Here is a 13,401-nt window from a genome sequence, read left to right as displayed (position 1 = left end):
GTCCTGCGAAAGAAAGGCGCAAAATACAATTTTACCAATCCGCAGAGGGAATCATGAAATTTGTATCAAGCGGCTTCATGCTTTGCGTCATGTTTATGCTGGCTTCTTGTACCCAAGAGCAACAAAACCAGATCAGCCGCTCGGTACAGAACTGGACGGGCACCAATGGCGTGCTCGAATTCTATTCCGGCGACAAGCTGATGCGCCGCTTTTTGAAGATCGACAAGATCACGACTGCCACGGGAACGGACGATGGCCGGCCGCGTTCCTACCGTTTTGGCTATGGCATTCTGGATGAAAATCAGAACATGATTGCCGATCCCGGGGAAAAGAAGGTGTACTTCGAAATCAGCGATTTCGGCAGCAATTACATCTTTTTCGAAAATCCTCACTAAGCCGTTCCTTACATTTTCTTACCGTTTTTTTCAATAGCGCGACTATCATTCATTATGTAACTCAATGCTTTGGAGTCGACGATGAAACGCGGTTTCCCCCTGATGTTCGTGGCGCTGCTCGCCATACTGCTGGCTGGCTGCTCCACTCCGACAATTCGCAGCGAAGTCACGGCTTTCCATGAATGGCCGGCGCAACTGGCCGACAAGTCGTTCACCTTCGAACGCAGCAATGCGCAAAACAATGACCTGGAATATCGCAATTACGAAAACCTTGTGCGCGCGGAATTGCTGAGACTGGGCTTTACCGATGCGTCTGCAGCAGCGAAGGCGGCACTGAAGGTGAATCTGGCGTACCGCATCACCGACCGTGACGTGCGGGTAGTCGAGCCGGTTGTCGTGAACCCGGGAGGGTGGGGGCCGCCATATGGCCCTTTTTACGGGCCGCGCTGGCCATACCGGTATTACGATCCGTTCTGGTATGACCCCTTCTGGTATTCGCCGCCGGTAGTCAGTTACTCCGAATCGAATTATCGGCTCTACCATCGCCAGCTACAGGTAGGCATCACCCGTGCAGCCGATGGCAAGAAGCTGTATGACGTCACCGTCGTCAGCGAAGGTCGCAGCCCGTCCCTGGCTGCCGTTATGCCCTACATGGTGAAAAGCGCCTTCGCCGATTTCCCGGGCCGAAGCGGGGTACCGCATCAGGTGACGATGGAATTCAAGGACGATCCGGCGCCGAAGAACATCAAGCCATAGCGCTTGCCTTAGTAAGCTCTTGCTAGGCGCCCACCCGTTTCAGGCCGTGACTCAGGAATAATAAGCCTCGGAGGCAACGGTAATGAGTGCAATCAGCAGCACGGCGGCAACCAGTATGATCAGCAGGCGCCCGAATTTCGGGCTATCGGAAACGTTGGGCTCTTTGTGTTCGGGCTCTGGATGCATGTGAGGCTCTCGACGCATATGTCGATTGGTTAAAATATTGGGCAGCTCAATGAAGCTGCTGAGGAATGCGGCGTGCACGCTCCAGGTCGAGAGGACGCACGCCGCCTGCTCCGGAAGCCTTATCGATCTTCCGGCGTCAACCGCTTACGGCAGCAGGATAGTCGAGCCCGTGGTCTTGCGCGCTTCCAGGTCGCGATGCGCCTGCGCCACATCCTTCAAGGCATAGCGCTGATTGACAGGAATCTTCACCTTGCCGCTTTCGACCATGCGGAACAGGTCCGCCGCGATTTCCTCCAGCGCTTCACGCTTGGCGATATGGGTAAACAGCGACGGACGCGTCACATACAGCGAACCGCGCGAAGCCAGTTCCTGCAGGCCAAACGGCGGCACCGGGCCCGAGGCGGCGCCGAAGCTCACCAGCATGCCAAGGGGAGCCAGGCAATCCAGCGAAGGGATGAAGGTATCCTTGCCGATGGAATCGTACACGACCGGCACGCCGGCGCCGCCGGTGATTTCCTTGACGCGCTCGACGAAGTTTTCCTTATTGTAGTTAATGACATGCGCGCAGCCATGCGCCTTCGCCAGCTCGGCTTTTTCATCCGAACCGACCGTGCCGATCATGGTCACGCCCATCGCCCTGGCCCACTGGCAGGCGATCAAGCCAACACCGCCGGCAGCGGCATGGAACAGGATGGTTTCGCCGCCGCGCAAGGGATAGGTACGGTTGAACAGATATTGCACCGTCATCCCTTGCAGCATCATGGCCGCGCCGGTGTCGAAATCGATGGCAGCCGGCAGCTTCACCACTTGCTTGGCCGGCATGACGCGTTCTTCCGCATAGGCGCCTGGAGGCTGGGCGGCATAGGCGATGCGATCGCCCGGCTGCAGATGCGTCACGCCCTCGCCCACCGCCACGACCGTGCCCGAGGCTTCCATGCCCAGGCCAGCCGGCAAGGCTTGCTGGTAGGCGCCATTGCGGAAGTAGACATCGATGTAATTCAAGCCGCAGGCGGCATGGCGCACATGCACCTCGCCCGGACCCGGTGCGCCAACTTCGACATCGACATATTCCATGACTTCCGGGCCACCGACCCGGGATATTCTGATTGCTTTCGGCATGTGCGGCTCGCTTGATGTGAAGTGAACAATGTTGGCAATTCTAATACCGCTCAGCGGAACTTGCCGGAAGGCCTATCGCCTCACCCGTCACACCTTCTTGCGTGACAATAAATACATCCCGCTCAAGACCAGTGCCGTGCCGCCCAGCTGGATTGCCGTGATCGGTTCATCCAGCACCAGCGCGCCCAGGAATAAGGTGGATACCGGCCCGACCATGCCGGCTTGCGAAGCGCTGCCGGCGCCGATTTTTTCCACGCCCAGCATGGTCAGATACACCGGCAAGACTGTGCAAAACACCGCATTCACCAGCGACAGGCCATATACCTCATGCGGCTGCACCAGCATGCCAGCCGGCCGCAGCACGAAAAACTGCACGATGCACGCCACGCTGGAGACGCACATGGCATAAGCCACCAGGCGTAGCGTGCCGACCTTGCGCACCAGCTCGCCGGACAGCAGCAGATAGATTGCATAAGTAAATGCGCTGGATAGCACCAGCGCGCCGCCGAGCGCAATATTGCCCTGCCCGCCAATCTGCACATCATGCAAGAACACCAGCACGGTGCCGCCATACGAAACCAGCAAGGCCAGCCATTCCAGGCGCGTGACTTTCTTTTTTAGGAAAACAAAGGAAATCAGCAGGACAAAGGATGGCGTCAAGAACAGGATCAGGCGCTCGAGTCCCGCGCTGATGTATTGCAGTCCAAGGAAATCGAGAAAACTCGACAAGTAATAGCCGACGAGGCCGAGCAGCACGATCTTGATCCGCTCGGCGCGTGTCAGCGGCAACGCCGTGCGCGCTTGCCAGATTGCCATCACGGCAAAGAATGGCAGGGAAAACAGCATGCGGAAAGTGATCAGGGTGACCGCATCGACGTGATACCGGTAGATCAGTTTGGCGACAATGGCCTTAGCCGAGAAAAAGATTGCGCCAAGAATGGCAATGACCAGGCCGCCAAGAAAAGCACGGCGCGCCGGTAGAGAAGAAGATGAATTGGCAAGCATGGTAACAATTGTAGGCTTGCTACAATTTTCTTGCCGAATGCTTGCTTATCAGCATGCACTCCACTTTATACAAGCATGGCGAAATAGCTGCCGAACGGCATATTCAGCGGTGGGCGGCATGGTAAAATCCGCACTCATTTTCGTGTCTGCAGCCGCTCCGGCTGAATTGAAGACTCTCAATTTTTCCTTTGCAAACAGGCACTTGCAAAAGCTTATCGGGAAAGAATTGTCATGGCAGGACATAGCAAATGGGCCAACATCAAGCACAAGAAGGCAGCAACTGACGCCAAGCGCGGCAAGATCTGGACCCGACTGATCAAGGAAATCACCGTTGCGGCACGCATGGGCGGCGGCGACGTCAATGCCAACCCGCGCCTGCGGTTGGCAATCGACAAGGCGGCCGACGCCAATATGCCGAAGGATAATGTGCAGCGCGCCATCCAGCGTGGCACCGGCGGCCTGGAAGGCGCCAACTACGAAGAAATCCGTTACGAAGGCTACGGCATCAATGGCGCCGCCATCATCGTCGATTGCATGACCGACAATCGCGTGCGCACGGTGGCGGAAGTGCGTCACGCCTTTTCCAAGTATGGCGGCAACATGGGTACCGAGGGCTCGGTGGCTTTCCTGTTCAAGCATTGCGGCCAGTTCCTGTTCGCCCCCGGCACCGATGAAGACAAATTGATGGAAGCCGCGCTCGAAGCCGGCGCCGAAGATGTCGTCACCGACGAGGAAGGCGGTATCGAAGTGCTGTGCGCGCCGAACGATTTTTCTGCGGTCAAGGATGCGCTGGAAAAGACTGGCTTCAAGGCGGAAGTCGCCGAGATCATCATGAAGCCGTCCACCGAAACCGTGTTTACCGGCGAAGACGCGCAAAAGATGCAAAAGCTGCTGGACGCCCTGGAGAATCTCGACGATGTCCAGGAAGTCTATACGAATGCCGTGATCGAGGAATAATTACATGAAAGTTCTGGTAGTAGGTTCAGGCGGCCGCGAACACGCGCTGGCCTGGAAAATCGCGCAATCGTCGCGCGTGCAAATGGTGTATGTCGCGCCCGGCAATGGCGGCACCGAACTCGATCCGCGCCTGAAGAACGTGCCGATCACCGAGCCCGGCTGGCTGGCGCAATTCGCCATCAAGGAAGGTATCGGCCTGACCGTGGTCGGTCCGGAAACCCCGCTGGCTGCCGGCATCGTCAACATCTTCCGCGAACACGGCTTGAAGATCTTCGGCCCGACCAAGGAAGCGGCGCAACTGGAAAGCTCCAAGGATTTCGCCAAGGCCTTCATGAAGCGCCATAGCATCCCGACCGCCGATTATGAAACCTTTGCCGATGCCAAGGCAGCGCACGACTACGTCAACCGCAAGGGCGCGCCGATCGTCATCAAGGCCGATGGCCTGGCCGCCGGCAAGGGCGTGGTCGTGGCGATGAGCCTGGACGAAGCGCATGCCGCCATCGACGCCATGCTCTCGGATAACAAGCTCGGCGACGCCGGCGCGCGCGTGGTGATCGAAGACTTCCTCGATGGCGAGGAAGCCAGCTTCATCGTCATGGTAGATGGCCAGAACATCCTGCCGCTGGCCACCAGCCAGGACCACAAGCGCCTGAAAGACAATGACGAAGGCCCGAACACCGGCGGCATGGGCGCCTATTCGCCGGCGCCGATCGTCACGCCGTCCATCCATGCCAAGGTCATGCGCGAAATCATTCAGCCGACCGTGCAAGGCATGGCCAAGGATGGCATTCCGTTTACGGGCTTCCTGTATGCAGGCCTGATGATCGACAAGCAGGGCCAGGTCAAGACGCTGGAATTCAATTGCCGCATGGGCGACCCGGAAACCCAGCCGATCATGGCGCGCCTGAAGACCGATTTCCTCACCGTGGCAGAGCACGCCGTCAATGGCACGCTCGACAAGATCGAACTGGAATGGGATCGCCGCACCGCGCTGGGCGTGGTGATGGCTGCTGCCGGTTACCCGGAATCGCCGCGCAAGGGCGACGTTATCCATGACATTCCGGCCGAAACCGCCGATTGCGTCACCTTCCATGCCGGCACGACCATCGCCGATGGCAACCTGGTGACTTCTGGCGGCCGCGTGCTGTGCGTGGTAGGCCTGGGCGACAGCGTGCGCATGGCGCAACGCGCTGCCTACCAGGCGGTGGACAAGATCCAGTTCAACGGCATGCAGTTCCGCCGCGACATCGGCTGGCGCGCCATCAAGCGCTGACCGCACGGCAAACTTAGGAGCAGCATGGATTCCGCCATCGTCAAGGATTACCTGACCGGCCTGCAAACCCGGATCGTCGATGCGCTTGCCGCCATCGATGGCAAGCCCTTCCTTGTCGACACCTGGCAGCGGCCCGAAGGCGGCGGCGGCACCTCGCGCATCATCGAGGAAGGCAAAGTCTTCGAGCGTGGCGGCGTCGGTTTTTCCCACGTGATGGGCAAGAACCTGCCGCCTTCGGCCGCGGCGAACCGGCCGGAAATCGCCGGACGCAGCTGGGAAGCCATGGGCGTGTCGCTGGTGCTGCATCCCCGCAATCCCTATGCGCCGACCGTGCACATGAATGTGCGCTTCTTCATCGCTACCGCCGAAGGCGAGGAACCGGCGGCCGGCGCACCGATGTGGTGGTTCGGCGGCGGCATGGACCTGACGCCCTATTACGGTTTCGAGGAAGATGCCCGTCACTTCCACCAGACTTGCAAGGATGCGCTGACACCCTTCCGCGGCGACCTGTACCCGCGCTTCAAGAAATGGTGTGACGATTATTTTTTCCTGAAACACCGCAATGAACCGCGCGGCGTCGGCGGCATTTTCTTTGACGATTTCAATGCGCTCGGCTTCGATCAAAGCTTCGCCATGATGCAAAGCGTTGGTGATGCCTTTATCGACGCCTATGCGCCGATTCTCACCCGGCGCATGAATACGCCCTATGGCGAGCGCGAGCGTGACTTCCAGGCTTACCGACGCGGCCGCTATGTCGAATTCAACCTGGTGTTCGATCGCGGCACGCATTTCGGCCTGCAATCGGGCGGCCGTACCGAATCGATCCTGATGTCGCTGCCGCCGATCGTCAAATGGCGCTACAACTGGAGCCCGGAAGCGGGAAGCCCGGAAGCGCGGCTCTATTCGGATTTCCTGATTGCACGAGACTGGGTCTGATCACGCACCGACCATTACCAGCCGCATTGCCAATATCAAGAATTAGCATCAAACCAGCCGGGATACCCGCCGACCGCGTTGTCATCCCGGCAGTGTTAGACTATATATAACAATATCATCTCTACCAGGACCAAGTTCCCGCATGGATATCAAAAAACTGCAAGCCCTTGTTGTTGACGCTCTCGAAGACATCAAGGCACAAGACATCCGCGTCTATGACACGACCCAGCTGACCAGCCTGTTCGACCGACTCGCGATCGCATCCGGCACTTCCAACCGGCAAACCAAGGCGCTGGCCGCTTCCGTGCGAGACAAGGTCAAGGGCAATGGCGGCGAGATTCTCAGCATGGAAGGCGAAGATACCGGTGAGTGGGTGCTGGTGGACTTGGGCGACATGATCGTCCACATCATGCAACCGGCCATCCGCGACTATTATCGCCTTGAAGAAATCTGGGGCGAGAAAGAAGTCAAGCTGGGCGCTGCCAAACGGACCTCCAAGCGCACTGCCAGCGCGGAAGAAGAAGCTGAAGCGCCCAAGAAACGTGGCCGCCACCTGACGGTCAATCGTTCGGTGACTGAAACCGAGGAAGCCCCGAAAAAGGCCCCGGCACGCAAGACTGCATCGAAGACCGCGAGTAAAACTGCGACGAAAACAGCTAGCAAGAGTGCGGCCAAGTCGACCGGCACCGCTGCCAAGACCGCCAGCAAAACCGCAGGCGCCGCAGCAAAGTCTACGGCCGCCAAGTCCACTACAGCGCGCAAGACCACTGCCAAGACTGCCGCAAAGCCTGCCAGCAGCACCAAGATCAAGGTTGCCACCCGCAAGGCTCCCGCTAAAAAAGCCGCCAAGAAGGCTGACTAAACCGACGGCATGCAACTGATCATTGCCGCTGTCGGCCACAAGATGCCTGCCTGGATCGAGGCCGGCTTTGGCGAGTATGCCAAGCGCATGCCGCCGGAATGCCGGATTCAGCTCAAGGAAATCAAGCCGGTGGAGCGCAGCGGCAGCAGGACCGCCGAGACCGTCATGGCGCAGGAGCGCACCCGCATCGAGGCGGCGATTCCCAAGGGTTCGCGGATTGTCGCGCTGGACGAACGCGGCAAGGACATCACTACTGTACAACTTGCCAAATATCTGACACAGTGGCAACAAGATGGCCGGGATGTTACATTCGTCGTCGGCGGTGCCGATGGGCTGGATGCGGAATTCAAGGCGAACGCCGATCTTTTATTGCGCATTTCCAGCCTGACCCTGCCGCATGGCATGGTGAGGGTCCTACTGGCGGAACAGCTATACCGGGCGTGGTCGATTACCCAGAATCACCCGTATCACCGCGTCTAGGCTAGGCAACCTTTAGAGAATCGATCAAGCAGGGCATGAGACCAAGCGACCATAAAATCTACCTCGCCTCCAAGAGCGCCCGCCGGCGTGAACTGCTGCGCCAGATCGGCGTGGAATTCGAGCTGCTATTGCTGCGCGACCAGGGGCCACGCGGCCCTGAAGTCAGCGAAGAAGTGCTTCCCGGTGAAGCGGCCGATGATTACGTTGCGCGTGTGACCAGGGAAAAAGCCGAGTGCGCGCACCACACCATGTTGTGGCGCAAACTGCCGGCACGCCCGGTGCTCGCCGCCGATACCACGGTGGTGGTCGATGGCCGCATCCTCGGCAAGCCGGCCGGTTATGCCGAAGCCGCCGACATGTTGCGCTCGCTGTCCGGCCGCACCCATGAAGTGCTGACCAGCGTGGTCGTGCGGCACCACGATGAGACCTGGCAGCTCACCCAGCGCTCGGCGGTTCGTTTCACGCCACTGGACGATGCCGCGATTCATGCATATTGCATGTCCGCCGAACCTTACGACAAGGCTGGCGGTTACGGCATCCAGGGCATGGCTGCGGTCTTCATCCAGGAAATCGCCGGCAGCTATTCCGGCATCATGGGCTTACCCCTGTTCGAAACGGCGCAATTGCTGCGCCGGGCAGGCGTGCGCATCCTCGACACCACCGGTCGCTGAGTCTTCCCATGAGCGAAGACATCCTCGTCAACATCACCCCGCAGGAAACGCGCGTCGCGCTGGTCTTCCAGGGCGCCGTGCAGGAACTGCACATCGAGCGCACGCTGTCGCGCGGCATGACCGGCAATATCTACCTGGGCAAAGTGGTGCGCGTACTGCCCGGCATGCAATCGGCATTCATCGACATCGGCCTGGAGCGCGCCGCCTTTCTGCATGTCGCCGACATCTGGGAAGCACGTTCGCGGGAAAATGGCGGTAATCCGACGCCGATTGAAAAGCTGCTGTTCGATGGCCAGTCGCTGATGGTCCAGGTGGTCAAGGACCCGATCGGCACTAAGGGTGCGCGCCTGTCCACGCAAATCTCGATCGCCGGGCGCATGCTCGTCTACCTGCCGCAGGACCCGCACATCGGCATCTCCCAGCGCATCGAGAACGAAGCGGGCCGTGAGCAGCTCAAGCAGCGCGTGCAGCGCCTGTTACCGCCGGAGGAAAAAGGCGGCTTCATCATCCGCACGATGGCCGAGGAAGCGTCCGAAGCCGATCTGCAGATGGATATCGATTATCTGCGCAAGACCTGGTCCAATCTGAGCGCCGGCGCCAAGACCAAGCCTGCTCCCGTTTTGCTGTACCAGGATCTGAGTCTGGCGCAACGCGTGCTGCGCGACTTCGTCAACGACGACACTTCCAGCATCCAGGTCGACTCGCGCGAAAATTTCCTCAAGCTGCAGCAATTTGCCACGACTTACACGCCTTCCGTGCTACCCCGTTTGCAGCACTATACCGGCGAACGCCCCCTGTTCGAACTCTATGGCGTGGAAGAAGAAATCCAGCGCGCGCTGGGGCGCCGTGTCGACCTCAAGTCCGGCGGCTACCTGATCGTCGACCAGACCGAGGCGATGACCACCATCGACGTCAACACCGGCAGCTACGTCACCGGTCGCAACTTCGACGACACCATTTTCAAGACCAACCTCGAAGCCGCGCATGCCATCGCGCGCCAGCTACGCTTACGAAACCTCGGCGGCATCATCATTCTCGATTTCATCGACATGGATAGCCCCGACCATCGCGCCGCCGTCCTTGCCGAACTGCACAAGGCGCTGGCACGCGACCGCACCAAGATTTCGGTCTCCAATTTTTCCACGCTCGGCCTGGTGGAAATGACCAGGAAGCGCACGCGCGAGTCGCTCGCCCATATTCTGTGCGAGCCCTGCCCGGCTTGCAGCGGCAAAGGCCAGGTCAAGACCGCGCGCACCATCTGCTATGAAATCCTGCGAGAACTGCTGCGTGAAGCGCGCCAATTCAACCCGCGCGAATTCCGCATCCTGGCTTCGCAAGTCGTGGTGGATATGTTCCTCGAAGAGGAGTCGCAGCACCTGGCGATGCTCGGCGACTTCATCGGCAAGCCGATCTCGCTGCAGGTGGAGTCACAATTCCACCAGGAACAGTACGACATCATCCTGATGTAAAGGCCTGCGCCTCCACCCCTTCCTCAGTTGTACACATAAGGCTTGACCTTGATGTCGGACGTACTGGCGCGCTGAACTTCTTCCGGCGTCAGTGGTGGCTTGTCCCACCAGATGGCACGTGCTTCCCGCTGCTTGCGTTCAAGGTCGGGCTGCTGCCGTTTCAGGTCCTTGATAAATCCGGTCAATTCGGATTCATAGTTCCGGTTGTACTTGGAAAAATGCATGGCGATTACCTTTCGATATTCTGAAGAAGGTCACTTAAGCATCAACAACTTTGATAGTCGTTGCTTGAGGCTTACCCGTCTGCAACTTAGGTAATTCCACCCGCAGCACGCCATTTCTGTATGTCGCTTTGGCCTGGTCGGGCACGACGACTGCAGGCAAAGGCACAACACGGCGGAAATTGCCGTAAGCGCATTGCAGGATGCGATATCGGCCCTCCGACTCTTCGCGATCAAAACGCTTTTCGCCGCGCACGATCAGCGCATTGTCCTGCACTTCGACATCCAGCTCATTTTTGTCCATGCCGGGCACTTCGATGCGAACGACTACACGCTTGTCATCCTCAAACACATCGCCGCCGAGCATGGACCAGCCAATGGAAGGCAAATAAAACGCGTCGTCGACATCGCTTCTTTGCGGCAAATTGGTGTGCTGCCCGGGGCGAAATCCAGTCAGGGCACTGGAAGCGGATTGGCGCAAATGCTGCCAGCCTTCCGCCATGGAGTCCAGAAATGAAGAAAAGCCTTGTTTGAGGTCATCGAGTTTCATGTTACCTCCTTGATTCAGCCATTTCAGTTCTGCGCGACAGGCTTGCCTGCGCATCTACATAATATGTGCCGCGGAATGAATTTCAAGGCCGAAGCAGAGCTTCGACACCCCGGATTCGCACGGCCAAATTACACCTCAGCCCTTGAAATCTTCGGGCGAATATCTTAAATATTTATCGTGTTTGATGAACCCGTTTCCTGATTGATCCAAGGAGGTAATCATGAATCTCGTCAGACGTGAAAATTCCCCATTGTCTTTCTATCGTCCGATAGAAGACCGGTTCGAGCGCATGTTTGAAAACATGTTTCAAGACTTCTTCTCGCCGTTTATAGCCCAGTCCGCCTTGTCGGGCGGCGAAGGTGGCGATATCGTCAGTCCGCGCCTGAATGTGAAGGAAACGGACAAGACCTATGAAATCGAAGTGGAAATACCCGGCGTGAAGAAGGAAGACGTCAAGGTTGCGGTTGACAACCAGCGCATTTCCATCGAGGGCGAAGTCAAACGCGAATCCGCGCAAAAAGAAGGCGAGAATATCGTTTACGCCGAGCGCTCGATTAAAAAATTCGCGCGCAGCGTCATGCTGCCGGTGGAAGTGGATGATGCTGGCGCGCAGGCCAAGCTGGAAAATGGCGTGCTGATGCTGACCCTGCCGAAAAAAGTGACGGCACAACCGAAAAAACTGACGATCCAGTAATCCTCGAACCGTATCGAGCCTTGCATCAGGCAGGCATTCCTGGACATGGCGCCAGGCAGGCCGCGCTCGGCAGCGCGGCCTTTTCGTCAAAGAGCATTACGCCGGATTTGAATACTGCAACTGGTAAAGCTTGGCGTAGATGCCGTTTTTCTGCAGCAGCTCCGCATGCGTCCCCGCTTCGGCAATCCGGCCGTGGTCCAGCACGACGATCCTATCGGCGCGCTCGATTGTCGATAAGCGATGTGCAATCACCAACGTAGTGCGGCCGCGCATCAGCTCATCGAGCGCCGCCTGCACGGCACGCTCCGACTCGGTATCTAGCGCGGAAGTGGCTTCATCGAGAATCAGGATCGGGGCATTCTTGTAAATCGCGCGGGCAATCGCCAGGCGCTGGCGCTGGCCGCCTGAGAGCCGCATGCCATTGTTACCGACCTGAGTCTCCAGCCCTTGAGGCAGGTTCGCCACTACGTCTTCCATGTGCGCCGCCTTGACTGACGCGGCAATACGCGCCTGGTCCGGCTGCGTATCGCCATAGGCGATATTAGCAGCGACCGTATCGTCGAACAGCACGACATTCTGGCTGACCATAGCGATTTGCGCGCGCAGGCTGGCCAGCGCGATGTCACGGATTGGCATACCATCCAGGTGGATTTCGCCGCTCGTCGGCGAATAGAAATCCGGCACTAGGTTCACCAGCGTCGACTTACCTCCTCCCGAAGTGCCAACGAAAGCGACGGTCTGTCCCGGCTCAATTGCCAGATTTACATTCGTCAAAGCCGCACGCTCTTGCCCCGGATAGGTAAAGCCGACATCGATAAATTCCAGCCGGCCGGCGGCACGCTGCGGCAAGGTTTTGCCGCCAGTACGCTCGGGTACCGCATCGATCAGGCCAAAAACATTTTCCGCTGCCGCCAGACCGCGTTGCAACGGGCCATTGATCTCCGCCAGATGCTTTAAAGGTGTAAGCAGCATCAGCATGGCGGTAATGAAGGAAGCAAAGCCGCCGACCGTGGCTTGTCCTTCTCCCGCCTGCACCAGCGCAATCACGATCACCACGGATACCGCACAAGCGGTCATCATTTGCGTGATGGGTACCGTAGCGGCAAAGGTGCTGGCCATGCGCATGGCAAAGCCACGAATCTTGTCTGAACGCTGCTCGAATCGCGCCTTCTCGTATTGCTGGCCGCCGAAAATCTTGATGACCTGGACCGCACGAGTCGTTTCCTCCACCACCTGGGTCACCTCGGCATTGATTTCGAGGAAAGTCTTGGTCAGGCGACGGAAACGCTTGCTGGTCATGCGAATCACGGCGGCAAGCAAGGGAATCAGCACCAGCGTAATCAGGGTCAGGCGCCAGTTCAGCCAGAACAGATACCCAAGCAAACCCGCCACGGTCAGGCTATCGCGGATCATCGCCGTCAGCACGGTTTTCAGCATCTCGACGATCTGCTGCACTTCGAACATCATCGAGTTGATGACCTGGCCGACCGAGTTTTTCGTGTAATAGCCGACCGGCACATCGAGCAGGCGGCCAAACATCGCTTCACGCAATTGGTTCTGCAAGCGCGTCGACACCCATGTGATCATGTAAGTGGTCAGAAAAGTCGAGACGCCGCGCACCAGGAAAATCCCGACCACGAAGGCCGGCACCAACCACAACGAGAAGGTCGCCTTGCCGGAGAATCCCTTGTCGAGCAGGATTTTCATCATGGCTGCCAGCGTGGGTTCTGTGGTAGCGGTCAGGATCATGCCGATCAGGGCTAGCGCGAGGCGGCCCTTGTAGGGACGCAGCATGCCGATCAGGCGTTTGAGGTGAGGGGAAAACAT

Annotated in this window: 16 protein-coding genes; 10 read left to right on the top strand and 6 right to left on the bottom strand. The window is 58.5% G+C overall.

Annotated elements, in window-relative coordinates:
- Positions 1 to 53: 53 nt before the first annotated feature.
- Together EDC30_RS03925 and EDC30_RS03920 are read left to right on the top strand one after the other, a co-directional pair.
- Positions 54 to 395 carry a hypothetical protein gene (locus EDC30_RS03925; RefSeq protein ID WP_243656644.1) on the top strand — a complete coding sequence of 114 codons (342 nt, stop codon included), beginning with the start codon at positions 54 to 56 and terminating at the stop codon, positions 393 to 395.
- Between the two features lie 81 nt (positions 396 to 476).
- Positions 477 to 1,151: a DUF4136 domain-containing protein gene (locus EDC30_RS03920; RefSeq protein WP_132257488.1), complete on the top strand. Its 675-nt coding sequence runs from the start codon at positions 477 to 479 to the stop codon at positions 1,149 to 1,151.
- A 51-nt stretch (positions 1,152 to 1,202) separates the two neighbouring features.
- Here EDC30_RS03920 and EDC30_RS19875 read toward each other — a convergent pair whose 3' ends face one another.
- The 3 genes from EDC30_RS19875 to EDC30_RS03910 form a co-directional block, all read right to left on the bottom strand.
- Complete coding sequence (locus EDC30_RS19875; RefSeq protein WP_279389745.1) at positions 1,203 to 1,337, bottom strand: hypothetical protein; 135 nt, start codon at positions 1,335 to 1,337, stop codon at positions 1,203 to 1,205.
- Between the two features lie 144 nt (positions 1,338 to 1,481).
- Positions 1,482 to 2,456, bottom strand: coding sequence for a quinone oxidoreductase family protein (locus EDC30_RS03915; RefSeq protein WP_132257487.1), 975 nt, complete (start codon positions 2,454 to 2,456; stop codon positions 1,482 to 1,484).
- A gap of 87 nt (positions 2,457 to 2,543) precedes the next feature.
- Positions 2,544 to 3,461, bottom strand: a complete 918-nt coding sequence (locus EDC30_RS03910; protein WP_207907203.1) for a DMT family transporter — start codon at positions 3,459 to 3,461, stop codon at positions 2,544 to 2,546.
- Between the two features lie 231 nt (positions 3,462 to 3,692).
- Here EDC30_RS03910 and EDC30_RS03905 point away from each other — a divergent pair, with 231 nt between their 5' ends.
- From EDC30_RS03905 to rng, 7 genes are all read left to right on the top strand, one after another.
- Positions 3,693 to 4,418 carry a YebC/PmpR family DNA-binding transcriptional regulator gene (locus tag EDC30_RS03905; RefSeq protein WP_132257485.1) on the top strand — a complete coding sequence of 242 codons (726 nt, stop codon included), beginning with the start codon at positions 3,693 to 3,695 and terminating at the stop codon, positions 4,416 to 4,418.
- A gap of 4 nt (positions 4,419 to 4,422) precedes the next feature.
- Positions 4,423 to 5,691, top strand: a complete 1,269-nt coding sequence (purD, locus tag EDC30_RS03900; RefSeq protein WP_132257484.1) for a phosphoribosylamine--glycine ligase — start codon at positions 4,423 to 4,425, stop codon at positions 5,689 to 5,691.
- Between the two features lie 24 nt (positions 5,692 to 5,715).
- Entirely contained in the window at positions 5,716 to 6,627 is a 912-nt protein-coding gene (gene hemF / locus EDC30_RS03895; protein WP_132257483.1) for an oxygen-dependent coproporphyrinogen oxidase, read from the top strand.
- A gap of 142 nt (positions 6,628 to 6,769) precedes the next feature.
- Positions 6,770 to 7,489 carry a ribosome silencing factor gene (gene rsfS, locus EDC30_RS03890; RefSeq protein WP_132257482.1) on the top strand — a complete coding sequence of 240 codons (720 nt, stop codon included), beginning with the start codon at positions 6,770 to 6,772 and terminating at the stop codon, positions 7,487 to 7,489.
- Positions 7,490 to 7,498: 9 nt separating this feature from the next.
- Positions 7,499 to 7,969 (top strand): 23S rRNA (pseudouridine(1915)-N(3))-methyltransferase RlmH, encoded by a 471-nt coding sequence (rlmH, locus tag EDC30_RS03885; protein ID WP_132257481.1) that lies wholly within the window; start codon positions 7,499 to 7,501, stop codon positions 7,967 to 7,969.
- Positions 7,970 to 8,004: 35 nt separating this feature from the next.
- Positions 8,005 to 8,640 carry a Maf family protein gene (locus EDC30_RS03880; protein ID WP_132257480.1) on the top strand — a complete coding sequence of 212 codons (636 nt, stop codon included), beginning with the start codon at positions 8,005 to 8,007 and terminating at the stop codon, positions 8,638 to 8,640.
- An 8-nt stretch (positions 8,641 to 8,648) separates the two neighbouring features.
- Positions 8,649 to 10,109: a ribonuclease G gene (gene rng / locus EDC30_RS03875; protein ID WP_132257478.1), complete on the top strand. Its 1,461-nt coding sequence runs from the start codon at positions 8,649 to 8,651 to the stop codon at positions 10,107 to 10,109.
- Between the two features lie 23 nt (positions 10,110 to 10,132).
- Here rng and EDC30_RS03870 read toward each other — a convergent pair whose 3' ends face one another.
- Both EDC30_RS03870 and EDC30_RS03865 read right to left on the bottom strand, forming a co-directional pair.
- Positions 10,133 to 10,333, bottom strand: a complete 201-nt coding sequence (locus EDC30_RS03870) for a DUF3460 family protein (protein WP_132257477.1) — start codon at positions 10,331 to 10,333, stop codon at positions 10,133 to 10,135.
- A gap of 34 nt (positions 10,334 to 10,367) precedes the next feature.
- Positions 10,368 to 10,934 (bottom strand): Hsp20/alpha crystallin family protein, encoded by a 567-nt coding sequence (locus EDC30_RS03865; protein ID WP_243656643.1) that lies wholly within the window; start codon positions 10,932 to 10,934, stop codon positions 10,368 to 10,370.
- Between the two features lie 166 nt (positions 10,935 to 11,100).
- On the opposite strand from EDC30_RS03865, the gene EDC30_RS03860 reads away from it, so the two are divergent.
- Positions 11,101 to 11,574, top strand: coding sequence for an Hsp20/alpha crystallin family protein (locus EDC30_RS03860; RefSeq protein WP_132257473.1), 474 nt, complete (start codon positions 11,101 to 11,103; stop codon positions 11,572 to 11,574).
- Positions 11,575 to 11,670: 96 nt separating this feature from the next.
- On the opposite strand, the gene msbA is transcribed toward EDC30_RS03860, so the two are convergent.
- Complete coding sequence (gene msbA, locus EDC30_RS03855; protein ID WP_132257767.1) at positions 11,671 to 13,401, bottom strand: lipid A export permease/ATP-binding protein MsbA; 1,731 nt, start codon at positions 13,399 to 13,401, stop codon at positions 11,671 to 11,673.

This window comes from Paucimonas lemoignei (assembly GCF_004342585.1).
Taxonomy (GTDB): domain Bacteria; phylum Pseudomonadota; class Gammaproteobacteria; order Burkholderiales; family Burkholderiaceae_D; genus Paucimonas; species Paucimonas lemoignei.
The sequence above is the reverse complement of the archived record's forward strand: the minus strand, read 5'-3'. Positions and strand labels throughout refer to the sequence as shown.